15 protein-coding genes and 3 pseudogenes are annotated in these 23,466 nt (G+C 59.8%); 12 read left to right on the top strand and 6 right to left on the bottom strand.

Going from position 1 to position 23,466, the window contains the following annotated elements; genetic code table 11:
* Nucleotides 1-19: 19 nt before the first annotated feature.
* The gene (locus tag H9K75_RS03045) at nucleotides 20-451 is read right to left on the bottom strand and encodes an NfeD family protein (protein WP_187724724.1); all 432 of its coding nucleotides are present in this window, start codon (nucleotides 449-451) and stop codon (nucleotides 20-22) included.
* A gap of 152 nt (nucleotides 452-603) precedes the next feature.
* On the opposite strand from H9K75_RS03045, the gene H9K75_RS03040 reads away from it, so the two are divergent.
* Nucleotides 604-3,123, top strand: a complete 2,520-nt coding sequence (locus H9K75_RS03040) for an arginine/lysine/ornithine decarboxylase (protein WP_187724723.1) — start codon at nucleotides 604-606, stop codon at nucleotides 3,121-3,123.
* A gap of 118 nt (nucleotides 3,124-3,241) precedes the next feature.
* Here the strand turns inward: H9K75_RS03040 and H9K75_RS03035 are convergent.
* The 3 genes and pseudogenes from H9K75_RS03035 to fabI all read right to left on the bottom strand — a co-directional run bounded on the left by H9K75_RS03035 (nucleotide 3,242) and on the right by fabI (nucleotide 6,391).
* Nucleotides 3,242-4,458: pseudogene (locus H9K75_RS03035) on the bottom strand (CaiB/BaiF CoA transferase family protein).
* Between the two features lie 10 nt (nucleotides 4,459-4,468).
* Nucleotides 4,469-5,407 (bottom strand): hydroxymethylglutaryl-CoA lyase, encoded by a 939-nt coding sequence (locus H9K75_RS03030; RefSeq protein WP_187724722.1) that lies wholly within the window; start codon nucleotides 5,405-5,407, stop codon nucleotides 4,469-4,471.
* Between the two features lie 183 nt (nucleotides 5,408-5,590).
* The gene (gene fabI / locus H9K75_RS03025) at nucleotides 5,591-6,391 is read right to left on the bottom strand and encodes an enoyl-ACP reductase FabI (RefSeq protein ID WP_187724721.1); all 801 of its coding nucleotides are present in this window, start codon (nucleotides 6,389-6,391) and stop codon (nucleotides 5,591-5,593) included.
* 166 nt (nucleotides 6,392-6,557) lie between these two features.
* On the opposite strand from fabI, the gene H9K75_RS03020 reads away from it, so the two are divergent.
* Both H9K75_RS03020 and H9K75_RS03015 read left to right on the top strand, forming a co-directional pair.
* Nucleotides 6,558-8,318 carry an extracellular solute-binding protein gene (locus tag H9K75_RS03020; RefSeq protein ID WP_187725883.1) on the top strand — a complete coding sequence of 587 codons (1,761 nt, stop codon included), beginning with the start codon at nucleotides 6,558-6,560 and terminating at the stop codon, nucleotides 8,316-8,318.
* 18 nt (nucleotides 8,319-8,336) lie between these two features.
* Nucleotides 8,337-9,386 carry a microcin C ABC transporter permease YejB gene (locus H9K75_RS03015; protein ID WP_187724720.1) on the top strand — a complete coding sequence of 350 codons (1,050 nt, stop codon included), beginning with the start codon at nucleotides 8,337-8,339 and terminating at the stop codon, nucleotides 9,384-9,386.
* 169 nt (nucleotides 9,387-9,555) lie between these two features.
* Here H9K75_RS03015 and H9K75_RS03010 read toward each other — a convergent pair whose 3' ends face one another.
* Entirely contained in the window at nucleotides 9,556-10,062 is a 507-nt protein-coding gene (locus H9K75_RS03010) for a DUF2127 domain-containing protein (protein WP_226858482.1), read from the bottom strand.
* A gap of 112 nt (nucleotides 10,063-10,174) precedes the next feature.
* Between H9K75_RS03010 and H9K75_RS03005 the strand changes: the two are divergent.
* From H9K75_RS03005 to H9K75_RS02995, 4 genes and pseudogenes are all read left to right on the top strand, one after another.
* A pseudogene (locus H9K75_RS03005) lies at nucleotides 10,175-11,229 on the top strand (ABC transporter permease).
* 46 nt (nucleotides 11,230-11,275) lie between these two features.
* Nucleotides 11,276-12,922, top strand: a complete 1,647-nt coding sequence (locus H9K75_RS03000) for an ABC transporter ATP-binding protein (protein ID WP_226858673.1) — start codon at nucleotides 11,276-11,278, stop codon at nucleotides 12,920-12,922.
* A 39-nt stretch (nucleotides 12,923-12,961) separates the two neighbouring features.
* Nucleotides 12,962-13,090: a hypothetical protein gene (locus H9K75_RS24570; protein ID WP_264293958.1), complete on the top strand. Its 129-nt coding sequence runs from the start codon at nucleotides 12,962-12,964 to the stop codon at nucleotides 13,088-13,090.
* 44 nt (nucleotides 13,091-13,134) lie between these two features.
* Nucleotides 13,135-14,031 carry an alpha/beta fold hydrolase gene (locus H9K75_RS02995; RefSeq protein ID WP_187724718.1) on the top strand — a complete coding sequence of 299 codons (897 nt, stop codon included), beginning with the start codon at nucleotides 13,135-13,137 and terminating at the stop codon, nucleotides 14,029-14,031.
* Between the two features lie 19 nt (nucleotides 14,032-14,050).
* On the opposite strand, the gene H9K75_RS02990 is transcribed toward H9K75_RS02995, so the two are convergent.
* Nucleotides 14,051-14,917, bottom strand: coding sequence for a universal stress protein (locus tag H9K75_RS02990; protein WP_187724717.1), 867 nt, complete (start codon nucleotides 14,915-14,917; stop codon nucleotides 14,051-14,053).
* A 366-nt stretch (nucleotides 14,918-15,283) separates the two neighbouring features.
* Here H9K75_RS02990 and H9K75_RS25380 point away from each other — a divergent pair.
* The 5 genes and pseudogenes from H9K75_RS25380 to H9K75_RS02965 all read left to right on the top strand — a co-directional run.
* Nucleotides 15,284-17,541, top strand: a pseudogene (locus H9K75_RS25380) (type VI secretion system Vgr family protein); the annotation flags it as partial.
* A gap of 593 nt (nucleotides 17,542-18,134) precedes the next feature.
* Nucleotides 18,135-21,776 (top strand): DUF6531 domain-containing protein, encoded by a 3,642-nt coding sequence (locus H9K75_RS02980; protein WP_187724716.1) that lies wholly within the window; start codon nucleotides 18,135-18,137, stop codon nucleotides 21,774-21,776.
* Entirely contained in the window at nucleotides 21,725-22,336 is a 612-nt protein-coding gene (locus H9K75_RS02975) for an RHS repeat-associated core domain-containing protein (protein ID WP_187725881.1), read from the top strand. The genes H9K75_RS02980 and H9K75_RS02975 overlap by 52 nt, the downstream gene beginning before the upstream one ends.
* On the top strand, nucleotides 22,324-22,728 hold the full coding sequence (locus H9K75_RS02970) for a hypothetical protein (protein ID WP_187724715.1): 405 nt from the start codon (nucleotides 22,324-22,326) through the stop codon (nucleotides 22,726-22,728). Before H9K75_RS02975 ends, H9K75_RS02970 begins: the two co-directional genes overlap by 13 nt.
* A 158-nt stretch (nucleotides 22,729-22,886) precedes the next feature.
* Entirely contained in the window at nucleotides 22,887-23,288 is a 402-nt protein-coding gene (locus H9K75_RS02965; RefSeq protein ID WP_187724714.1) for a hypothetical protein, read from the top strand.
* The last annotated feature ends 178 nt before the right edge of the window (nucleotides 23,289-23,466 follow it).

The raw sequence follows: 23,466 nt of genomic DNA, 5'->3' as shown, positions 1-23,466 counted from the left end.
GCGTGCAAGCCCTTGTTGCTCAGACGGGATCGACGAGCAGGCGGTTGCCGACGAGTTCGGACACCCGGTGCGTGCCGGTGGCAGGGGTGATGCCGGGGCGGTGAATGGCGGTCCAGTTGGCGCCGCGGTATTTCACCTGTGCCGTGCCGTCGCTGGCCCAAGCGTCGATGATCACGGTCTCGCCGATATCGAGATTCACGCTGCGGTCTGCGCGTGGCGACGGGTCGCCGGGGCGTGCACGCCGCACGAAATAGCAGGCAAGCACCGCGAGCGCGCCGACGAGCGCGGCGATCAGCACCTGTCCGGTGAAGCCGAGTCCCATGTAGGCGGCCAGACCGCCGGCGGCCAGGCCGAGCGCGATCATGAGAAGGTAGAACGATCCGATCAGCAGTTCCGCTGCGACGGTGATGCCGGCCGCGATCCACCAGAGGGTGGAATGATCGAGTTGCATGGGCGGTTCTCCTTGCCGTGAGGGTTTGAAAGCTGTCTTTTAACCGAGACATTTTGGGCGAAATACTGCCCCGTTTGAAGAATGGACACGCAGATTCCTTACACTTCGCGGCTGTTTCGTTTTTTTCGCCCCTTGCTTGCTGGAGTCAGCGCATGAAATTCCGCTTTCCTATTGTCATCATCGACGAAGACTACCGTTCCGAGAATACTTCCGGTCTGGGAATCCGCGCGCTGGCGTCCGCCATTGAACAGGAGGGCTTTGACGTCCTCGGCGTGACGAGCTATGGCGACCTCACGCAGTTCGCGCAACAGCAAAGCCGTGCGAGCGCGTTCATTCTGTCGATCGACGACGAGGAATTCACGTCGGACACGGGTATCGACCCCATCGTGCTGAGCCTGCGCAGCTTCATCACCGAGGTGCGACGCAAGAACACCGAGGTGCCGATCTACGTGCATGGCGAGACCAAGACGGCGCGCCATCTGCCCAACGACATCCTGCGCGAGCTGCACGGTTTCATCCACATGTTCGAGGACACGCCGGAATTCGTCGCGCGCCACATCGTGCGCGAGGCCAAGGCGTATCTCGAAGGCGTGCAGCCGCCGTTCTTCAAGGCGCTGCTCGATTACGCCGAAGACGGTTCGTACTCGTGGCACTGCCCGGGTCACGGCGGCGGCGTGGCGTTCCTCAAGAGCCCGGTGGGGCAGATGTACCACCAGTTCTATGGCGAGAACATGCTGCGCGCGGACGTCTGCAACGCGGTGGAGGAACTGGGTCAGTTGCTGGACCACAACGGCGCCATTGGCGAGAGCGAGCGCAACGCGGCGCGCATCTTCAATGCCGATCACTGCTTCTTCGTGACCAACGGCACGTCTACGTCGAACAAGATGGTGTGGCATCACACCGTCGCTCCGGGCGACGTGGTGGTGGTGGATCGCAACTGCCACAAGTCGATCCTGCATTCGATCATCATGACGGGCGCGATTCCAGTGTTCCTGAAGCCGACGCGCAATCACTTCGGCATCATCGGCCCGATCCCCAAGAGCGAGTTCGAGCACAGCGCGATCCAGGCCAAGATCAAGGCGAATCCGCTGCTCAAGGGCGTCGATGCCAAGACCGTGAAGCCGCGCATCCTGACGATCACGCAATCGACCTACGACGGTGTGCTCTACAACACCGAGACCATCAAGAACATGCTCGATGGCTACGTGGACAACCTGCATTTTGACGAGGCCTGGCTGCCGCACGCAGCCTTCCATCCGTTCTACGGCAGCTACCACGCCATGGGCAAGAAGCGTGCGCGTCCCAAACATTCGGTGGTGTACGCAACGCAGTCCATTCACAAGCTGCTGGCCGGCATCAGCCAGGCCAGCCACGTGCTGGTGCAGGACTCGCAGACCGTGCCGCTTGATCGTCCGTTGTTCAACGAGTCGTATCTGATGCACACCTCGACCTCGCCGCAGTACAGCATCATCGCCAGCTGCGACGTGGCCGCCGCGATGATGGAGCCGCCCGGTGGCACCGCGCTGGTGGAAGAGTCGCTGCTGGAGGCGCTCGATTTCCGCCGCGCGATGCGCAAGGTCGAAGAGGAATTCGGCAAGGGCGACTGGTGGTTCAAGGTCTGGGGACCGGACAAGCTCGCCGACGAAGGCGTGGGCACGGCCGAAGACTGGATCATTCGCGGCGACACCAAGGGCAGCAAGAAGTCCGGCAACACCAAGTGGCACGGCTTCGGCCCGCTCGCGGACGGCTTCAACATGCTCGACCCGATCAAGTCGACCATCGTCACGCCGGGCCTGAATCTGGACGGCAAGTTCGACAAGACCGGCATTCCCGCGTCCATCGTCACCAAGTACCTGGCCGAGCACGGCGTGGTCGTGGAGAAGACGGGCCTGTACTCGTTCTTCATCATGTTCACCATCGGCATCACCAAGGGCCGCTGGAACACGCTGCTCGCGGCGTTGCAGCAGTTCAAGGACGACTACGAGAAGAACCAGCCGATGTGGCGCATCCTTCCCGAGTTTTGCCAGCAGCACAAGCGCTACGAGCGCATGGGCCTGCGCGACCTGTGCCAGCACGTGCACCAGCTCTACGCGAAGTACGACATCGCGCGTCTCACCACCGAGATGTACTTGTCGGACCTGACACCGGCGATGAAGCCGAGCGATGCGTTCGCGCACATCGCACAGCGTCGCACCGAGCGCGTGCCAATCGATGAACTCGAAGGCCGCATCACGACGAGCCTGATCACGCCGTATCCGCCAGGCATTCCGTTGCTGATTCCGGGCGAAGTGTTCAACAAGAAGATCGTCGACTACCTCAAGTTCTCGCGCGAGTTCTCGGCGCTGAGCCCTGGTTTCGAGACCGACATTCACGGTCTGGTCGAGATCGAGGATGTGGATGGCAACGTGAGCTACTTTGCCGATTGCGTGGCGGAGGTCGAAGTGGCGCGCAGCAAGCCCGCGGCGAAGAAGGCGTCGGCGCAAAAGGCATTGCCGGCGCCGACCGTCGCAGCGAAGAAGGGCGCAGCCAAGAGCAAGGGATCGGCCAAGAAGGCTCCCTTTCCCAAGCCCGCGATTGCGAAATCGACGCGGGCCATCAAGGAACGGGCGGACGCGCAGACCGACAGCCTCGTGCAGGTGGGTGACACCGGCCCGTTTGCGCGCAACGTCTGAGCCTGATTCGCTGAAGTGATTCAGCGACCCCTCTCAAAAAACGCCAGCCGGTCATGCCGCCTGGCGTTTTTTTCGTTCTTCACTGCATTGCACGCGCCGCAGCGTCGGCGCATGTTGCTTATGGTTCGCCGGACGACAGGGCCTTGGCTTCTTCCGCGCTGTAACCCAGTTGCGTGAGGATTTCGAGACTGTGCTCGCCGAGCCTGGGCGGCGACAGGCGGACTTCCAGATGCTTGCCGTCGAGTGTCAACGGCAGCAACACCGTCTTCGTCATGCGGCCATCGGGCAGTTCCATAGGGGCCAGCGCACCGCTTTCGTTGAGGTGCCTGTCGTCGAGCAGTTCGTGCGGCATGGCGATGGGCGCGAAGGGCAGGCCGTTTGATTCGAACACCTCTGCAATGTGCGCCGAGCTGTGTTGGGCCATCTTCTCGCGCAACAGCGGGATCAGCCATTCGCGTGCAACCACGCGGGCGTTGTTGCTGTGCAGGCGCGGATCGTCGCGCAGCTTGGGCAGGTCGAAGGCGTCGCAGAAGATTCGCCAGGCCGTGTCGCTGACCACGGCGAGAAAGATCTGGTCGCCATCTTTCACCTCGAACACGTCGTAGATCGCCCACGCGGAAATGCGAGCGGGCATCGGCGCCGCGGGTTTGCCGGTCACGGCGTATTGCATCATGTGCTGGCCGATCAGGAACACGTTGTTCTCGAACAGCGCGCTCTGCACCTCCTGGCCCTTGCCAGTCTTCTCGCGCTGCGCGAGCGCGGCCATCGCGCCCATGGCCCGAACATGCCGCCCATGATGTCGTTCACGCTCGTGCCCGCGCGCAGCGGATCGCCGGGGCGTCCGGTCATGTAGGCAAGGCCGCCCATCATCTGCACGACCTCGTCGAGGGCCGTGCGGTGTTCGTAGGGGCCGGGCAGAAAGCCCTTGTGGCTCACGTAGATCAGGCGCGGAAACCGATCCTTGAGACTTTCGTAGTCGAGGCCGAGCTTGCGCATGGTGCCGGGCTTGAAGTTCTCGCTGACCACGTCGGCGGTGGCGATCAGCCGGAGCGCAGCCTCCTTGCCCTCGGGCGTCTGCAGATCGAGCGCGACGCTTTTCTTGTTGCGATTGAACAGCGGGAAAAAGCCCGCGCCCGAGCCCAGCAGCTTGCGTGTGGCATCGCCATCGCGGCCATGGCCGACGGGTTCAACCTTGATGACTTCCGCGCCCATATCCGCCAGCATCAGCCCGCAGCTCGGGCCCATGACCATGTGGACGAATTCGACCACGCGGATGCCGCTGTACGGCAGCCTTGTGTGATCGCTGGTGGATGCGGGCGGTGATTGTTCTGTCATGTGGGCCTGTTCAGCGGTAGTGTTGGGGTGCGAAGCCCTTGGGCAGACCGGCAAGCGGCGTCATGCCGTAGAGCGGCTCGCCGGGCAAGCCCAGCGCGAGCGGCTCGCGTGCGGCGATCAGGCGCGCGAGATCGACGCCGGTGCGAATGCCCATGGCTTCGAACATGAAGACCAGGTCTTCGGTCACCACGTTGCCGGAAGCTCCCGGCGCATAGGGACATCCGCCGAGGCCCGCAAGCGATGCATCGAAAGTGCGGGTTCCGGCCTCATGGGCGGCAAGGCAATTGGCCAGTCCCAGGCCGCGCGTGTTGTGCATGTGCGCCGCGCCGGCCCTGTCACCAAGCTGTGCGATCAGGCGCGTGAACAGCCGCCTGACCTGCGCGGGGTTGGCCATTCCGGTGGTGTCCGAGAGTCCGCATTCGTCCACGCCCGCTTCGACGCAGGCAACCGCGAGCGCGATCACCTCGTCCTCGGGCACCAGGCCTTGCAAGGTGCAGCCAAAGGCGGTGGAGATGCCCGCTTCGATATGAACACCGGGCGCGATGTCGTCGCGCAGCGCGGCGATCTGGCGCACTTCGTCGACCATTTCCTCGGGAGTCTTGCGCACGTTGGCGAGCGAATGCGCGCGGCTCGCGGAGATCGGCATGGTGATCTTGTGCACGCCCGCCTGCATCGCGGCCTGCGCGCCACGCAGATTGGGAACCAGCGCCATGATGGTCACGCCCGCATGCCCGCGTGCGTGCCTGACCACATCGGCGGTGTCCGCCATTTGCGGCAACAGCTTGGGCGAGACAAACGAGCCCACTTCGATCTCCTGCAACCCGGCGGCGACCAGCGCATCGATCCACGCGAATTTGTCGGCGGTTGCCATCGTGCGCGCGACCGACTGGAGTCCGTCGCGCGGGCCGACCTCGCTGATGAGCACGTCGTATGTGTGTGTTGTCTGCATGTGGACGATCTTGCTGGCGATGAATCCACCGTGTCAAGCATGCGCCCTTAGCCGTTGGTGGCGCGCGCCGGATCGGAAAGGAACAAGGCCCGCGAGCGGGCAAACTCACGGGGCCTGCAAAAGAACGATCAATCAGTCAGTCAATCAGTCAATCAATGCCGGTGCGCGTAGCGCAATGTCGCGTCAGACCTGATCCGCGGACAGTCCCGCGGTCTGGCTGAAGCCGCCATCGACATAGGTGATTTCGGCCGTGACGCCGCTCGCGAGGTCCGAGAGCAGGAACGCGGCCACGTTGCCGACGTCCTCGATGGTCACGTTGCGGCGCAGCGGCGCGGCATCGGCGACGCGGCCCAGCAGCTTGCCGAAGTCCTTGATGCCCGATGCGGCCAGTGTCTTGATCGGTCCTGCGGAAATTCCGTTGGCGCGAATCGCACGACCATCGGCGGTGCGGCCCACGGCTTCGGCCAGATAACGAACCGATGCTTCGAGCGAGGCCTTGGCCAGACCCATGGTGTTGTAGTTGGGAATCGAGCGCAGCGCACCTAGGTATGACAGCGTCAGCAACGACGATTTGTCGTTCAGGTGCGGCAGCGCCGCCTTGGCCATGGCCGGGAAGCTGTAGGCGCTGATGTCGTGCGCGATGCGGAAACCCTCGCGGCTCAGGCCTTCTAGGAAGTTGCCGGCAATCGCCTCGCGCGGGGCGAAACCGATGGAGTGCACGAAGCCGTCGAACGTGCCCCACGTGGCCGACAGATCGGCGAACATCTTCTCGATCTGGGCGTCATCTGCAACGTCGCAGTCGTAGATCATCGTGGAGTTGAATTCGGCGGCAAACTCGGTGATGCGGTCCTTGAAGCGCTCACCCACATAGCTGAATGCCAGCTCGGCGCCCTGTTGGTGGCAGGCCCTGGCGATGCCGTAGGCGATGGAGCGGTTGGACAGCACGCCCGTGATGAGCAGCTTCTTGCCAGCGAGGAAACCCATTGTGTTGTTCTCCAGAAAAAATCGGATCGGATGACGGCGCGCAACCGCTGAGGAGCGCTTTTGCCCGTCTGGTGCAGAATTGTCGCATGCGGTTAATCAAGAGCTTGGGTTTGTGGGCGTGGGCCTGTTGTCCACGGTGCCCGTGTGGGCGGCGCACGGTTATGCGATGTGGGGCGAACCGGCGCTTCCCGCAGGCTTCGACCATTTCGCCTATGTGAACGTGAATGCGCCCAAGGGCGGCGAGATCCGGCTGGTGAGCAATCTGCGGGTTTCCACGTTCGACAAGTACAACCCGTTCACCGTGCGCGGCAATGCTCCGGCGTATCTGGGCAGCATGATGTTCGATTCACTGCTCACATCCCCGCTTGACGAGACCGGAGTGGGCTACGGATTGCTCGCCGAGGACGTCGAGGTCGCCGCTGACGGACTCTCGGCCACCTTTCGGCTGAACCCCAGGGCGCGCTTTCACAACGGCAAACCGGTGTTGGCGCAGGATGTGAAGTTCAGCTACGACACGCTCGTCGGCCCGCATGTCTCGCCCGGCTACAAGACGCTGCTCATCGATGTGGCGGGCGTGGACATCCTGGGCGACCGCAGCGTGCGTTTTCGCTTCAAGAGCCCGAACCGCGAGCTTCCGCTGACCGTGGGAGCGCTGCCGATCTTCAGCCGCGACTGGGGCATGGAGGACGGCAAGCCCAAGCCCTTCGATCAGGTCGTGATGGACATTCCGATCGGAAGCGGAGCCTACAGAATCGGCCCGGTGAATTTCGGCAAGGACATCACCTACGTGCGCGATCCGCAATACTGGGCGCGCGACCTGAACGTCATCAAGGGTTCGAACAATTTCGACCGCGTGCAGGTGAAGATCTACAAGGACAACACGGCGCGGCTCGAGGCGCTCAAAGCGGGCGAGTTCGATCTGATGCGCATTTTCAGCGCGGGCGATTGGGCGCGTCGCGTCAACGGCAAAAAATTCGATTCGGGCGAACTGGTCAAGGGCGAGTTTCAGAACAAGCTGCCCTCGGGTTTCCAGAGCTTTGTGCTGAACACGCGCAGGCCCGTGCTCGCGGATCGCCGCGTGCGTGAGGCGCTGGGGTTGGCGTTCGACTTCGAATGGATGAATCGCCAGTTGTTCTACGGCTCCTACACGCGCGTGAAGGGACTGTTCGGCAACACCATGTGCGAGACCACGGGCAAGCCCTCCGCAGACGAGCTGGCCTTGCTCGAACCGTGGCGCAAGGATCTGCCCGAGGCGGTGTTCGGCGACATGTATGCGCCGCCCACCACCGATGGAGCGACCAGCCTGCGCGACAATCTGCGGCGCGCCCAGGCGCTGCTCAAGGATGCGGGTTGGGAGGTGCGTGATGGCGTCCTGCGCAACACCCAGGGCGAGGCGATGGTGCTCGAATATCTGGACAGCAGCGAAACTGGCATCAAGACCTTTTCATCGTGGATGCGCAATCTGCAGAAGCTCGGCGTCACACTCAAATTCCGCGCCGTGGACTTTGCGCTGTACCAGCAGCGCCTGCAGAAGTTTGATTTCGACATCACCACGATCGCCTATCAGGGGACTACCAATCCAGGGCAGGAATTCCTCGACGTTTTCGGCAGCGCGGCCGCCGATCAGGAGGATTCTGGAAATTTCCCCGGTGTGAAGAATCCCGCCGTCGATGCCATGATCAAGGCCATGGTGAGCGCCAAGACCAAGGAGCAGATGTTGCCCGCATGCCATGCGCTGGAGCGCATCATCGCGTCCGAGCATTATTTGATTCCGCAATATTTTTCGGGCGTGCACCGCATGGTCTACAACGCCTGGCGCCTGGAGCGCCCGGGCATCGTGCCACCCTATGTCAACGGCGAGCCCTGGGTGATCGGCAACTGGTGGGCGCGCGTGCCGCCGCTGACCGCAACGCCCGGCAAGCCCTGAACGAAACCGGAATCAGCCATGTTTGCCTACATTCTCAAACGCTTCCTGCTCATGATTCCCACCTTGCTGGGCGTCTTGCTGCTGACCTTCGTGGTGATCCAGTTCGTGCCCGGCGGCCCGGTCGAACAATACCTGGCCGAGTCCAAGGCCGGTGTACAGGGCATGGGTGGTGGTGACAGCGGAGCAGGCGAGGGCGGTGGCCTGGCGTACCGGGGCGCGCAAGGGGTGGACAAGCAGCGGCTAGAGCAGATCAAGAAGCTCTACGGTTTCGACAAGCCCGCGCATGAACGCTTCTTTCAGATGCTGGGTCAGTTCGCGCGTTTCGATTTGGGGCGCAGCTTTTTTCAGAACAAGGATGTCTGGGCGCTGGTGAAGGAAAAGCTGCCGGTGTCGATCAGCCTCGGTCTCTGGACCTTCTTCATCAGCTATCTGGTGGCCGTGCCACTGGGCGTGGCCAAGGCCGTGCGCGCGGGCTCGCGCTTCGACTTCGTGACCACGTTGATCATTCTCGTCGGCTATGCGATACCGGGCTTCGTGCTCGGCGTGGCGCTGCTGGTAATCTTTGGTGGGCAGTTGCAGTGGTTTCCGCTGCGCGGCCTGACTTCGCCGAATTGGGATGAGCTGAGTCTGATGGGAAAGGTGACCGACTATCTCTGGCACATCACGCTGCCGATCACAGCCATGGTCGCAGGCAGCTTTGCGGTGACGGCCATGCTCACCAAGAACGCGTTCCTTGAGGAAATCCGCAAGCAATATGTGCTCACCGCGCGCGCCAAGGGCCTCTCCGAAAAACAGGTGCTGTGGAAGCACGTGTTCCGCAATGCGCTGATTCCCATCATCACCGGGTTTCCGGCGGCCTTCATCGGCGCGTTCTTCGCGGGCTCGTTGCTGATCGAGACGCTTTTCTCGCTCGACGGCCTGGGATTGCTGAGTTATGAAAGCGTGATCCGCCGCGACTATCCGGTCGTGTTGGGCACGCTGTACCTGTTCACGCTCATTGGCCTCGTCACCAAGCTCGTCAGCGACCTCTGCTACGTGTGGGTCGATCCGCGCGTCAAGTTTGACTAGGGCCTGTTCACCCAACGCACGGGGATCGCGTTGTGCATTCTTGGGATGGGATGCAAGGCGCAGGCTCGAAGCAAGGTAGGTACCTTGTGAGAGACTGCAACGCCGCAGACCGCCCAAGACTGCACAACTCTTCGGGCTTGCGCGACCCCGTGGGTTGCGTGAACAGGCCCTAGGACCTGTTCACCACAGTCCCTGACGGCGCAGCGGCATGCGAACGTTTGCGATCCCGGATGCGCCACAGCAGCACCAGCATCAAGGCCACGTTGAGCGCGAGCACGGCCACGCCTTGCCAATGGCGGTCGATCATGATGTGCCGGACTTCGAGCGGAATGTAGATGCCGCTCGAAAGCGCGCCAAACCATTCGCCCCACGCCTTGTCATGCCACAGTCCCCAGGCCTCGACCCAGCGTATGGCGATGTATGTACAGCCGAGCAGCACGATGGCATGCGTGGGAGTGCCGATCAGCTTGTCGACGGCGTTGACGACGATGTGCGGATAACGCGAATCGGGCGAGAGGCCGAAGTGACCGATCAGCTCCACCACGAGGCGATGCAGGTCGTGATGGAGCAGGCTCAGCAGCCCAAGCAATCCGAGCAGCGCAGCCAGACCCTTGAGCGCCTCGAATACGGCAACGGCCTTGATGGCCTGGCGCAGGCGCGATTCTTTGGATGACACGTGTGGGAGTATTTTTTGTACGGTGCACACGATTGGAGAGCAACAGCCATGTTCTCGCCTGTCGGCAGGCATGCCGACATGGCGTCTGTAAACCCTCATAGAATGATTGGCAATGACCGAGCGCGCTACCACCAACACGAACAAACATCAGTCACCCGCGAAGCGGGCCTGGCGCCGTTTTCGCAGGAACCGTCTGGGGTTCTTCAGCCTGGTGTTCTTCGTCGTGCTGGTGGTGTTGAGCCTTGGCGCGGAACTGATCTCCAACGACAAGCCGCTGCTGGTCAAGTACCAAGGCGAGCTTTATGTGCCGATGCTGCACAGCTACCCGGAGACCACCTTCGCCGGGGATTTTCAGACGCCGACCGACTACCTCGATCCGTTCATTCAACAGAAGCTCTCGAGCGACGGCAACTGGGCGATCCACACGATCAACCGCTACGGGCCCGAGACGCTGAATTACTTCGCCAAGTCGCCCAATCCTTCCGGCCCCACCGCCGAAAACTGGCTCGGAACCGATGATCGTGGGCGTGATCTGCTCGCGCAACTGATTTATGGATTTCGTGTGAGCGTGCTGTTTGCCCTTGCGCTTACCGCCGTGGGCGTGGTGCTGGGCGTGGTGGCCGGGCGGTGCAGGGATTCTTTGGCGGCAAGGTCGATCTGGCATTTCAGCGCTTCATCGAAATCTGGGGGTCGATGCCCGAGCTTTACCTGCTGATCATCTTCTCGGCCGTGTTCGCGCCAAGCATCACCTTGCTGCTGGTGCTGCTGTCGCTGTTCGGGTGGATGGGGTTGTCGGACTATGTGCGCGCCGAGTTCCTGCGCAATCGCCAACTCGATTACGTGAAGGCCGCGCGGGCGCTCGGCGTCAGCAACTGGCAGATCATCACGCGCCACATCCTGCCCAACAGCATGACGCCGGTGGTGACCTTTCTGCCATTTCGAATGGGGGCGGCCATTCTGGCGCTCACATCGCTCGATTTTCTCGGGCTGGGTGTTCCGCCCGGCACGCCGAGTCTGGGCGAGCTGCTGTCGCAGGGCAAGAACAATATCGACGCGTGGTGGATTTCGCTGTCCACGTTCGTGGTGCTGGTGATGACCTTGCTGCTGCTGACCTTCATGGGCGACGCGTTGCGCGATGCGCTGGACCCGCGCAAGCTGGACAAGTGATCACGCCATGGCTGCCAATCCTCCCATTTCCGATTCGACGAACCCGATGCGCGCCACTGACACCACCCCTGCCGACGCCCGGACACCGCTGCTCTCGGTGCGGGACCTGCATGTGCGATTTGGCGACAAGGAGGTCGTGCGCGGCGTAAGTTTCGACGTGGCTGCCGGCGAGAAACTCGCGCTGGTCGGCGAGTCAGGCTCCGGCAAGACCATTACCGCGCTTTCGTTGTTGCGGCTGGCAAGCGATGCCGATATCTCCGGTCAGGCGATGTTCAATGGTCGCGATCTGCTCGGGCTGAGCGAACGCGAGTTGCGCGGCGTGCGCGGTGGCGACATTGCCATGATCTTCCAGGAGCCGATGACCGCGCTGAACCCGCTCATGACGGTGGGCGAGCAGATCGCCGAGGTCCTGCAGCTCAAGCAGGCGCTGACCCGTCAGCAGGCCCATGACCAGGCGATAGAGCTGCTCGCGAGCACCGGCATCCCGGAGCCCGGGCGGCGCGCGGCCGCGTTCCCGCACCAGCTCTCGGGAGGCCAGAGGCAGCGCGCGATGATTGCCATGGCGTTGGCGAGCAAGCCACGTCTGCTGCTGGCCGATGAGCCCACCACCGCACTCGACGTGACCCTGCGCGGCCAGATTCTGGACCTGCTCTCCGACCTGCAGCGCCAGACCGGTATGGCGGTGTTGCTGATCACGCACGATCTGGTGCTGGTGCGACGTTTCGCCGATCACGTGGCCGTGATGGAGCGCGGCGTGTTGGTGGAGCAGGGGCCGGTCGAAGACATTTTCAGCAACCCGCAGCACCCCTACACGCAACGCCTGATCGGCAGTGCGCCGGTGCGCGACGTGATCGAGGTGGACGAGTCAAACCCGGTGGGCGACATCGCCGCGCAGGTCAACGATCTGACGGTGAGCTACCCCGTGCCGCTGCCGGGCATTCGCGGCTGGTTTCGCAAGGGCCGGTTCAACGCGGTCGAACATGCGCAGTTCGTGCTTCCGGCGGCCCAGACGCTCGGCGTGGTAGGCGAATCCGGCTCGGGCAAATCCACGCTCGCGCAGGCCATGCTCGGCCTGCTGCCGTTCTCGGGCGAGATGGAGATCGCCCACCAGCACTGGCAGCAACCCGCGGAGCGCAACAACGTCCACAACAAGGCGCTCAGGCGGCATGTGCAGGTGGTGTTTCAGGACCCGTTCTCCTCCCTGTCGCCGCGCATGACCGTCGAGGAGATCGTCGGTGAGGGCCTCAAGGTGCACGCGGCACAACTCACCGAAACCCAGCGCCGCGAACGCGTGATTCAGATGCTCACCGACGTCGGCCTGACCGATGCGCAATTTCCCGGACTGCTTCTGCGCTATCCGCACGAGTTCTCGGGCGGCCAACGCCAACGCCTGGCCATTGCGCGTGCATTGATCGTCGAGCCCCGACTACTGGTACTCGACGAGCCCACCAGCGCGCTGGACGTCACCATTCAGCAGCAGGTGCTGAGCCTTCTGCAACGCCTTCAGAAGGAGCATCGGCTTTCCTATCTGCTCATCACGCACGACGTCGCCGTGGTCCGCGCCATGGCACACCGAGTGATCGTGATGAAGGACGGCAAGATCCTGGAGAGCGGCTCGGTGACCGACGTGCTGGATGCGCCCAGGCATCCATATACGCAGAAGCTGGTTGCGGCCGCCCGGGTGGATGGGTGAGCGGAGGCTCGCGGCGGCGTGACTCGGGGAAAGGCACCCTTGCACCTCACGCTCGCCGACCATAACCATGTCTCCATCATGGCGCACTTCGATACCGACGAGCACTGGCTGGGAGACCAGATCCTTCGCTTCTGCGCCGAGGCGTTCGGCAACGGTGGCCCAGCTTGAGCGAAGTTAAGTTCGTTGAATGGAGACTGTGCCTATGATGGAACATGCATCCAGAACTTTTTCCCGAATTTCGGAGTGAACTGATTCCTGCCGGAGATGGCATCTTCATTCACGCGCTCACCGGCGGCCAGGGGCCTGCATTGCTTCTGCTGCACGGGCATCCGCAGACGTCGGCCATCTGGCACAAGGTGGCTCCCGAACTTGCCAGGCATTTCACGTTGGTGATGGCGGATTTGCGTGGTTATGGCGATTCGTCCAAGCCCAATGGCGGAGCGCGAAGTGCCGACTACAGCAAGCGGGTGATGGCGCGCGACATGTTGCAGGTGATGCAGCATTTCGGGCATGAGCGCTTCAAGGTAATGGCGCACGACCGTGGTGCGCGCGTGGCGCATCGGCTCGCGCTGGATCATGCTGGCTCGGTCGAGCGCATGGTCTTGCTGGACATCGCGCCAACACTCGCCATGTATGCAAACACGACGGACGAATTCGCGCGCGCCTACTGGCACTGGTTCTTTTTGATCCAGAAGTCGCCGTTGCCGGAGCGCCTGATCAACGCGAATCCTGCTGCCTATGTGCGTGACGTGATTGGCGGGCGCAGTGCCGGTCTCGCACCGTTCGACCTGCGCGCGCTGGCCGAATACGAGCGCTGCATGGCCTTGCCGGGCGCAGCGCAGGCCCTGTGCGAAGACTATCGCGCCTCGGCGGACATCGACCTCGAACATGATCGCGACGACATCGAGGCCGGTCACCTGCTCGATGTGCCCACGCTCGTGCTGTGGGGCGAGCAGGGCGTGGTTCATCGCTGCTTCGATCCGCTCAAGGAATGGCAGAACGTGGCAACCAACGTACAAGGCCACACCTTGCCATGCGGGCACTACATCGCCGAAGAAGCGCCCGGACCGTTGCTGGAAGCGGCGCTGCCGTTTCTACGCGGCGGATAGCTCCCGATTGTTCCGGTGTTCAGCGCAGCACCAGCACGGGAACCGTGCTCAGGCGCAGCAGTGTGGTCGTGGTGCTGCCGACGATCAATTGGCGGATGCGTGAATGTCCGTAGGCACCGAGCACCAGAAAGGCGTCTGCGCGGGTCGAAAGAAATGCCGGAATCGCTTCTTCGGGTACGCCTGCAACGATCTTGGTCGTCACCTTGAATCCTGAAGTGTCGAGCAGTTCCTGCGCGATACGGAGCTGCTCCAGCATGTCGGTGGTCGGCTCGCCCGCCATCACCAGACTCGCCGCCATCCCCCGCAGAAGCGGACTGCGCGCGACCGCCTGCACCGCGCGCATCGAGGTAGGACTGCCGTCAAACGCGACGACGAACTGAGTCGGTGCAACAAAGCTCCCAGCCGTGATCACCAGCACTGGCTGCTTCACGCTACGGATCACGCTCTCCACGCGGTGATCAAGCCGCAGCTTGCGCGCGACCGTCGCGCAGTAGCCCTTGCCGAGCACGAACAGGCGCGCGGTGGGCTCCTGCTCCAGCAACACGTCCGTCAGATTGCCATCCTTGATATAGGTATGCAGCGCGGGAACGCTCTCGGGATCGATGTGCTTGAGCGCCTGTTCGATCATCTGATGCGCGGCCTGATGCGCGATCTTGGCGCGCTCTTCGTCAAGCTCGTTGAGGCGCTGCAGCAGCACCTCCTGCGCGCCCACGCCGATCAGCCCGCTGTAGTCACCCACGGGCGGCAGCGGGTCAGGGCGTTCCAGCGCATGGAGCAACGTGATCGGCGCATGCAACCGCCGAGCAGACCATGCGGCACTATCGATTACGGACGCGGTCGCATCGAGTCCGTCGATGCAGGCATATACGGTGTCTGGGGTGTTCATCGGCGGTCCTCCTATGTTGCACAACCAGCCAGCGCGTGGCTTTGGTGCGAGCGCAGTGGAAATCAACGCGACTGCGGCTCACTTCGGCCCGAGTGTAGCGCTGAAAAATTGCCTCTCAAGCAGTAAAAAGCCTGTAGCGAATGAGGCATTCGTCACCTGGACAGACACTATTGTTAGAGCACTCGTGTTTGAGCATGATTTTTAACAATTCATACGTTTCCCCTCGCACGAAAGTGAAACCTGATCTGTTGCGGGTCTAAAAGCCGAGTCTTCCCGTATAACGTGTTGGAACATGTGTTGCTGGTAACCAGAGTTACGCATAGTATTTATGAAAACTATCTAAAACTATTTCTCGATGGAGTTTCCATGTCCAACAGAACCTTCGTTGCCCACAGTCCGCTGGGTGAGGAACTGGAATTCCGCTCATTGGAGGGCAGTGAGCAGATCTCGCGATTGTTTGAATACCGGGTTCGCGTGATCAGCCAGAATTCGTCGATTGCCGCCAGGAGTTTGCTGGGCAAGGACATGTCCATCGAGATCGATCTCACAACCGAATCGGCAGGCAGCGATAAGCGGTTTCTCTCCGGGCAGGTAACGCAGTTCTCGTACATAGGGCGCGATGGTGATTTTTACGCATATGAAGGGGTGCTGCGCCCCTGGCTCTGGCATGCGACGCGGCGCTCGGACTTCAAGATCTTCCAGTTCAAGAAGGTGCCGGACATCATCAAGGAAGTGCTGGGCCCCTACGGTTTCACGATTGATGACCGGCTCGTCGGCAGCTATCGCGCGTGGGACTATATGGTCCAGTACGGCGAGACTGATTTCAATTTCATCTCACGCCTGCTTGAAGCCGAGGGCGGCTATTTCTTCTTTGAGCACAGCATGGGAAGCCACAAGCTGGTGCTGGCGGATGACATCGGAAGCCACGGCCCTCTTCCCAACGGACCGACCACCATTTCCTATTACCCCGGCAACCGGGCTGCGAACATCCACAGCGTCGACTTCATTGACGATTGGCGCTTTGCCGAAGATATCGCTTCCGGCCACTTCGCATCGGACGACTACGATTTCGAGAAGCCCAAGGCCTTGCTCGAGACCAGGCAACAGCAGCCCGCAGGCCACCCGAGGACAGTCGCGAACTCTACGACTGGCCCGGTGGCTACACCGATGCGGGCGACGGCGAGAACTACGCACGCGTGCGCATCGAACAGCAAAAAGCCCAGCGCGAAGTCGCCCAGGGCGAAGGCAATGCGCGCAACATCGCACCGGGCTACCTGTTCACCTTCAGCAAATACCCCAGAGCCGATCAGAACAAGGAATATCTGATCGAGTCGGCGTATTACCGGTTTGAAGAGAACGTGCGCCGAAGCGATGGAGCAGGAGGCTCGGGCGCTGCCAAGCGCGCGGGCATCGACAGCCCGACCACGTACCGCATCAGTTTCAGCGTCATCCCCAAATCGGTTCCATATCGCAGCCAGCGCACGACCCCCAAGCCGCACACCACAGGCCCGCAGACGGCGGTCATCACCGGCCCCGCAGGCGAAGAAATCTACACCGACCCGTATGGCCGCGTGAAGGTGCAATTCCACTGGGACCGCTACGGGAAGAACGACGAGAACTCGAGCTGCTGGATTCGCGTGAGCCAGACCTGGGCGGGCGCGAACTACGGCTCCATGCACGTGCCGCGCATCGGGCAGGAAGTGATCGTGGACTTTTTGAACGGTGATCCGGACTACCCGATCATCACGGGCCGGGTCTACAACGCCATGCAGATGCCGCCGTGGGACTTACCGGCCAACAAGACGCAGTCGGGCATCAAGACCCACTCCAGCCGCGGTGGTGCGGGCGGCGCGGGCATGAAGAACGGTGCGGGCGATGCCAACGCGCTGCGCTTTGAGGACAAGAAGGGCGAGGAGCAACTGTGGCTGCACGCGCAGAAGGACCAGCTCACGGAGGTCGAGCACGACGAGGACAAGTGGGTGGGCAACGACCGGCGCAAGGTGATCGACCGGGATGAGTTCAACACGATTCACCGCGACCGCACGGAGATCGTGGATCGCAACGAGAAGATCAACGTGCACGGGTGGCGCACCGAGGAAGTGGATCTGGATGAGACCATCACGATTCACCAGAACCGCAAGGAGCGGGTGGATCACGACGAGAAGATCTCGATTGGGGACAACCGCACGGAAGATGTCGGGAAGAACGAGACCATCGACATTGGCAAGAACAAGAAGGAGACCATCGGCATCACCTACATGGAGAACACCGGCATTGCCAAGATGATGAACATCGGCTTTGCCTACAGCCGAAATGTGGGCCTGGCGATGAACTCGCTCGTAGGCCTGATGCAGGCGAGCCAGGTGGGCATGAGCAAGAGCCTGATGGTGGGTCAGACCTATACCGCCACCATCGGCAAGAAGGTGGAGTTCAAGGTGGGTGAGCGCAAGGAGGAGAACGTCGGCAAGGTATCCGTGCACACGGTGGGCGATCACTTTGAACTGGTCTGCGGCAAGGCGAAGATCGTGCTCAAAAGCGATGGCGGGATTTATCTCAAGGGCGCGCACATCGAGCTGCAGGCCGAGAAGGAACTCAATGGCGATGCCGGCATGGTGCAGTGGAACTGTGGCGCGAGCAAAACGCCGCCAGCCACGCCCAAGGAGGACGGCAAGGAGGGAGGCGGTGAAGGTGAAGGAGAACGCGGAGGGGCTGGTGATGGAGCGGGCGGTGAAGCGGGTGGTGGGGCTGGCGCTCCCGCAGGCGCAGGCGGGCCGCCCGGTGGCAACTCCTTTGTGGCCTCGGATACTGGCGGTGGTGCAATGGGCGGCATGGGTGGAATGGGTGGCCTCGGCGGGATGGGCGGAATGGGCGGCGGCATGGGCGGCCTTGGTGGCTTGGCCGGAGCCGTGGGCGGTCTCATGGGCGCTGGCGGTGGAGGCCTCGGCGGCTTGGCAGGCGCAGCAGGCGCGATGCTCGGGGGCGGCAATTCGGCACTCGGGGGAGCGCTGAGCGCGGCGGGCAAGGTCGCCGGCCTCGCCAACTCCATGGGTGCAGGCAATGGCAAGCTCAGCGCGATCGCCGGGGCTTTGAACATGACGGGTGGATTGATGGGGCAGCCTCCCCTTCGGCGCCGGTCAGTGCGCCCAAGTCGGGCGTACCGATGATGACGTTCTGAAAAACCAAAAGAGAAAAGCAAGATCAGAAGAGAGGATGAGAAATGACAGGATTACCAGCAGCGCGTCAGACGGACATGACTTTAAAAGGCGGACCGATCACGCAGGGTTCGCGCACCGTCTATATCGGCACTTCAGGAGGGGTGGCCTGCTCCACCTGCCCCAGGGGCGTGTCGGATGGCAACCCGGTGAACGCCATGCTTGGTGCAAAGGTTCAGACCAACGAAATCGATGTTGCGTTGCCGGGACCTTTGCCTTTTGTGGTGTCACGCGACTATTCAAGTTATCAGACCGACACTCCCGCGCCCGTTGGATTGCTTGGCCCCGGTTGGTGGTTACCTGATGAGGTGTCGCTGCAGCAGTCCGCTACACAGCTGACGCTCAACGACAGCAAAGGCCGCAGCATCCGGTTCGATCCTCTTTCTGCTGGCATGGCCGCTTTCAGCCGTAGCGAGAACCTGTGGATAGTACGTGGCGGCCTTGAGTGCCTCGACGAAATCCCCGAACTGCCCATGGCACGCTTGAACATGGCATGGCTCGCATTGCATCTGGATGACCGCCGCAATGCATCGCTTTTCTTTGTCACCAACGATGCGTTAGGGCCTTGGTGGATATTCGGGCCACAACCGCCGCAAGCAGAAATCGACAACACGCGTCTTCATCTTCTTGGCACGGCTGATCGCTTTGGCCACGTCAAGAAAATCGCGCGCAATGCGGCGGGATGGATGAACGCCGTGCAAGACGGCGTTGGCAGGCAATACCGGCTGGAGCTGAAGCAACTGGCTCATATCGCCAACGACGGCCTGAAGGGCTGGGGAGCAGACAGCGGCATGCGCCTGATGGCCGTGCATCTGACCTACGATCCACAGGATACCGACCCGCACGGCGCTCAGCCCCTACCCCAACTGCTGGTGCGCTACGAATACAACCCGCGCGGGGAACTGGTCGCGGTATATGGCCGCGATGGCAGCCTGCAGCGCAGCTTTCAATATCACACGGAGCTTCCGGGCCGCATGGTGGCGCACGCATACGCTGGGCGTGAGCCTGTCACCTACGCATATAACGAAACAGGCAAAGTAGTGGGACAGCACCGTCCAGGCTCACTGTCTTACCGGTTCGACTACCACCCGGATTCGGCAACGGTGACGGACAGCCTTGGGCGCAGAAAAACCTATCACTTTGAAGGACAAGCAGGCTTGCGAAGAGTGGTAAGGATTGAGCAGGCAGATGGCTCAACGACGCAAAGCCGGTTTGATGCGAGTGGCCGGCTTACCGCCAGCATCGATGCACTGGGACGTGAAACAAGTTTTGAACTGGATGTGGCGACGGGTGCACTGCTATCGGTGACGCTGCCGGATGGATCCCAAAGCCGCTGGGACTACAACGCGCAAGGCCAGATGGTTCAAAGCCGTAGCGCCAGCGGCATGACCACGCGGTTTGTCTACGATGACCAGGGCCGCACGGCCAGCACGAGTGATGCGCTTGGAAACACAACCCGGTATGTTTACCCCGACGAGCGGAGCGCGCAACCCAGCGTTGTCCAGGACGCCCGAGGCGGCGAAAAACACCTCACCTGGAATACGGCAGAGCAACTGATCCGCTACAGCGATTGCTCAGGCAGCACCACGCGCTATCGCTATGACCGCTGGGGCCAGCTCATCAGTACGCAAGGCGAAGAAGGCTCGGGCTTTGCGAATGAATACGACGTACAAGGTCGCATCGTTGCCCACACCAACGCCGCGCGTCAAACCACCCGCTACGACTACAGCGCAGCCGGCGATCTGATGGCGGTCACGGGCCCAGACGGAAACACCATACGCTTTGAGCGCGACCCCCTTGGGCAAATGTTGGTGTATCACTATGGCGGGCTCACGCAGCACTACGAATATGACCACGCTGGCCGCTTGATCCGCCTGACCAATGAGAACGGAGCGCATACAACGTTTGAGTATGACTTGATGGACCGGCTCACAAGACAGGTCAACTTTGACAAGCGCACTCAGAGTTACACGTTCAATGCGGCTGGTGAGGTGACCACAAGCAGGGATGAAGGCCTGACTCATCGCTTCACCTATGACAAAGCGGGGCGCTTGCTAACGCGCGAGACAGGGCTCTACGAAAGTCAAAACCAAATTCGAAGCGGAGGCCAGCGCGAGGATGAAGTGGTTGAGGCAGTTATTCAATCAACGCTTCACTTTCAATATGGCGAAGGCGGCGTCATGGCGAAGGCCTGGCACCACACAGAAATCGGAAGCAACCGCATCAGCGTGGAGTTCCTGCGCGATGCGCTTGGCCGGGTTACAGAAGAGATCCAGCAAATCAGCGATGCACAAGGCAACGAAGTCTGGAAGCACAGCGTGGAGCGCCAGTTCGATGAACTCGGCACCGAAACCCGCACAACCTACGAAGGCCTGCCATCCATCGAATGGCAAACCTATGGCTCGGGCCACCTGCACGGCGTGGTGCTGGGCGGCAAGACCCTGATCGACTTCGAGCGTGACAAGCTGCACCGTGAAACCCGGCGCACCTTCGGCGAAGTGCAAATCAGCCGGACCTACGACAACCTGTCGCGTCTGTCGCACCTGGAGGCCCACAGTCCCCTCATAGGCGAAGACCAGACGCTCCATCGCGTGCACCACTACGACCTGGCTGGCCAACTCACGCAAATCGAAACTGCGAACGGGCTGCACCAATACGGGTATGACAAAGCGGGAAGACTCATCAGCGCCGTCCAGCCGGGCTTTGAATTGCAGCACTACAAATTCGATCCTGCTGGCAACCGGCTGTTTGAAAACCAGCAGGCACATCTTCCCGTTGACCAGTGGGAAGAAACAGTAAGGCAGCACCTGAAGGACCGCGACTTCAACTTGCTGGGGGACGTGAACGCAAGCCAATCCAACCATACTGAGCCAAGATGGATGGACAACCGCATTCTGGACGACGGCGAGTTCCGATACGGATACGACGCGTGGGGCAACCTGCGGCGCAAGCACCGCGCGAAGAACAACGAGCAGCACCACTACATCTATGACAGCAGCCACCGGCTGGTTCGCTACGGATTTGAATCGGATGATGCCGTACGAGGCGCTAACTATCACTACGACCCGTTCGGGCGGCGAATGGTCAAGCAGGTGCAGCAAGGAGATGGGGACGGCAAGCTTGTGGGAGACGTTGAGACCACGTACTTTGGCTGGGATGGGGACAGGCTCGTGCTGACTGAAAAAGATAGGCGGCAGGTATTTACGATCTACGAGCCTGATACGTTTGTGCCAATGATTCGTCTGGAGGGGGATAAAATTGGGCAGAAAAAAAAGCTTGCCCAGAAGCTAAAGGAACAACACGATATTTCAATGGACACTCAAACTCTTGCAATGCTGGGAGATATAGAAACCGAATTAAAGAAAAGCAGGTTCAAGAAAATACAGCTACAGGGGATGAAACCGATTGATATGCAATCCATGGCGTTAAAAGAGTTAGTTTTGAAAGATGCTGATACTAATCAATGGCAACTTCATCTATATCGATGCGATCATTTGGGTAGCCCTTTGGATTTAATAACTCAGAGGAATGCGATCGAATGGAGAGTCGAAACAAATGCAAATGGAATAGTTACTCAAGACTCTGACACAACCTTATTGCAGCCCTTAGATTTCAGGGACAACAGTACGATGAGGAAAGTGGATTAAATTACAATCGATATCGATATTATCAAAAAGAAATGATCAGATACATCACCCAAGATCCAATTGGCTTAAATGGTGATATAAATAATTACAGTTATGCAAAAGCGAATCCACTTAGTTTTATAGATCCTCTTGGACTTATTCATGGAATACCTTTGGAAAATGTACGCATTCTGACTCCAAAACCCCAGCCTCCGGTGAACGACCCGTGTGTGCAAAAATACTTAACCGACAATTATGGTGGCGCCCTAGCCAAGGCTATAAATTTTGGTAATGTCCAGCAATATATACCGAATGCAAATCCGAATGCTTCCCAAGCTATCGAGGAGGGCATGAAAATTGGTGGAGAAAAAATGGCCATCGCAAAAGGTCCTGGAATTGCAGGCAATGCACTTATGAGGGCTTATCCGGGAAGTTTGTCGTTGGGATATTCGTTGGGAGCAAAGCTGACTGGATTATCCACCATAGTGTCAGGAACTGCAGAAGTTGCAGGTGCATTTTTGATGCCATTTGGTTCCGTCGCCATGATAAAAGCAAGAGAGGCGTGTTCGTGCGAGAACTAAAGGCAACCCTAGCAGGGCTATGCACGTTAATCATATTAATAACATGTATATGGATATTTTCACCTAAGGAATATACTGCCACTAGGCCGCTGTGGATTTTTATTTACTTCATTTGGGTGAGTTGTGCATTATTCATCTGGCATCATAAAAAATCACCAAAGCGCTCAATTCAATGGCTAGAGCTGACCGCGTATTCAATCGCAGCGGCAGGGTTATGGTTTTGCTTTGCACGCCTAATTTCCCATGTCACTGGAAGCTTTGATCAAGGCTTGTCTCTTTTTATTGATATTGGCATCTCTTTATTGATAACACCCGGGATCACCTTTATAGCATTGACAGGATGGGTGCGTTCTTTATTTTTAAAATCTAGATCAGACGATGATTTTAAATGATCATGAATTTTTCAAAAAAGCCATACAATTGCTTTCACGATTTAATCAAAAACAGGGGAAACAAGCCGACGCTGGTCATAATTGATTAAATAATGGGACCACTAACATTGCCCTGCTTGAATAAATTTAGCATAATTCGTTACATCACTATCATTTTCATGATGATAGCCGGGCTACCTATGTTTGCATTTGCATCGTCAACCGTTTGCAATCAAGCCGACGCCCAATATGCTGAGGAAAAACTTTCAAGCATTGAAAATTGGCATGATTATTCTATTTTTTACAAAGAATATAATGCATGCGACACCTCTGCTTTGAGCTACGCCTATATACAAACAGAAGCAAGGTTACTCTCCACGCCGGGTGGCGTGAAAGCATTTTTAAAAGAAGCGAATAAGGATATTTTCTTAGGAAATTCCGTAGTACGTAAAGCAGGATCAGACACAATTACCGCTATCGACTCCAAAAAGATACTGAGCAATCTTAGTAAGGAATGCATGAGCCTCCAAGATAAAAGATTCTGCATTATGTTGAAGAAAAAACTAACTAGTCGTCGGTAAAGCATTCATTTCAGGCGACTCAGCCTCACCCAAACAGCCAGCTGATAGATGCTCCTTTTCATGTGATCATATTCCCCGCAGAAGCTGAGCAAGCTTCCAGGCAGGAGCGATGATATGCAATGCGTTGAGCTCTTCGAAACGAAATCAACTACATGAGTCGGCTCTACACTCGGGCGCA

This window comes from Diaphorobacter aerolatus (genome assembly GCF_014489535.1).
GTDB classification, from domain to species: Bacteria; Pseudomonadota; Gammaproteobacteria; order Burkholderiales; family Burkholderiaceae_C; genus Diaphorobacter_A; species Diaphorobacter_A aerolatus.
Note: the sequence above shows the minus strand (reverse complement) of the source record. Positions and strands in the feature narration are given on the sequence as shown.

Coding starts and splice junctions, on each gene's coding strand:
- H9K75_RS02995 (WP_187724718.1), top strand. CDS start 13,135: ATGCATCCAGAACTTTTTCCCGAATTTCGGAGTGAACTGATTCCTGCC.
- H9K75_RS03015 (WP_187724720.1), top strand. CDS start 8,337: ATGTTTGCCTACATTCTCAAACGCTTCCTGCTCATGATTCCCACCTTG.
- fabI (WP_187724721.1), bottom strand. CDS start 6,391: ATGGGTTTCCTCGCTGGCAAGAAGCTGCTCATCACGGGCGTGCTGTCC.
- H9K75_RS02965 (WP_187724714.1), top strand. CDS start 22,887: ATGATGATAGCCGGGCTACCTATGTTTGCATTTGCATCGTCAACCGTT.
- H9K75_RS03030 (WP_187724722.1), bottom strand. CDS start 5,407: ATGCAGACAACACACACATACGACGTGCTCATCAGCGAGGTCGGCCCG.
- H9K75_RS03020 (WP_187725883.1), top strand. CDS start 6,558: ATGTGGGGCGAACCGGCGCTTCCCGCAGGCTTCGACCATTTCGCCTAT.
- H9K75_RS02990 (WP_187724717.1), bottom strand. CDS start 14,917: ATGAACACCCCAGACACCGTATATGCCTGCATCGACGGACTCGATGCG.
- H9K75_RS03045 (WP_187724724.1), bottom strand. CDS start 451: ATGCAACTCGATCATTCCACCCTCTGGTGGATCGCGGCCGGCATCACC.
- H9K75_RS02980 (WP_187724716.1), top strand. CDS start 18,135: ATGACAGGATTACCAGCAGCGCGTCAGACGGACATGACTTTAAAAGGC.
- H9K75_RS03000 (WP_226858673.1), top strand. CDS start 11,276: ATGCGCGCCACTGACACCACCCCTGCCGACGCCCGGACACCGCTGCTC.
- H9K75_RS03040 (WP_187724723.1), top strand. CDS start 604: ATGAAATTCCGCTTTCCTATTGTCATCATCGACGAAGACTACCGTTCC.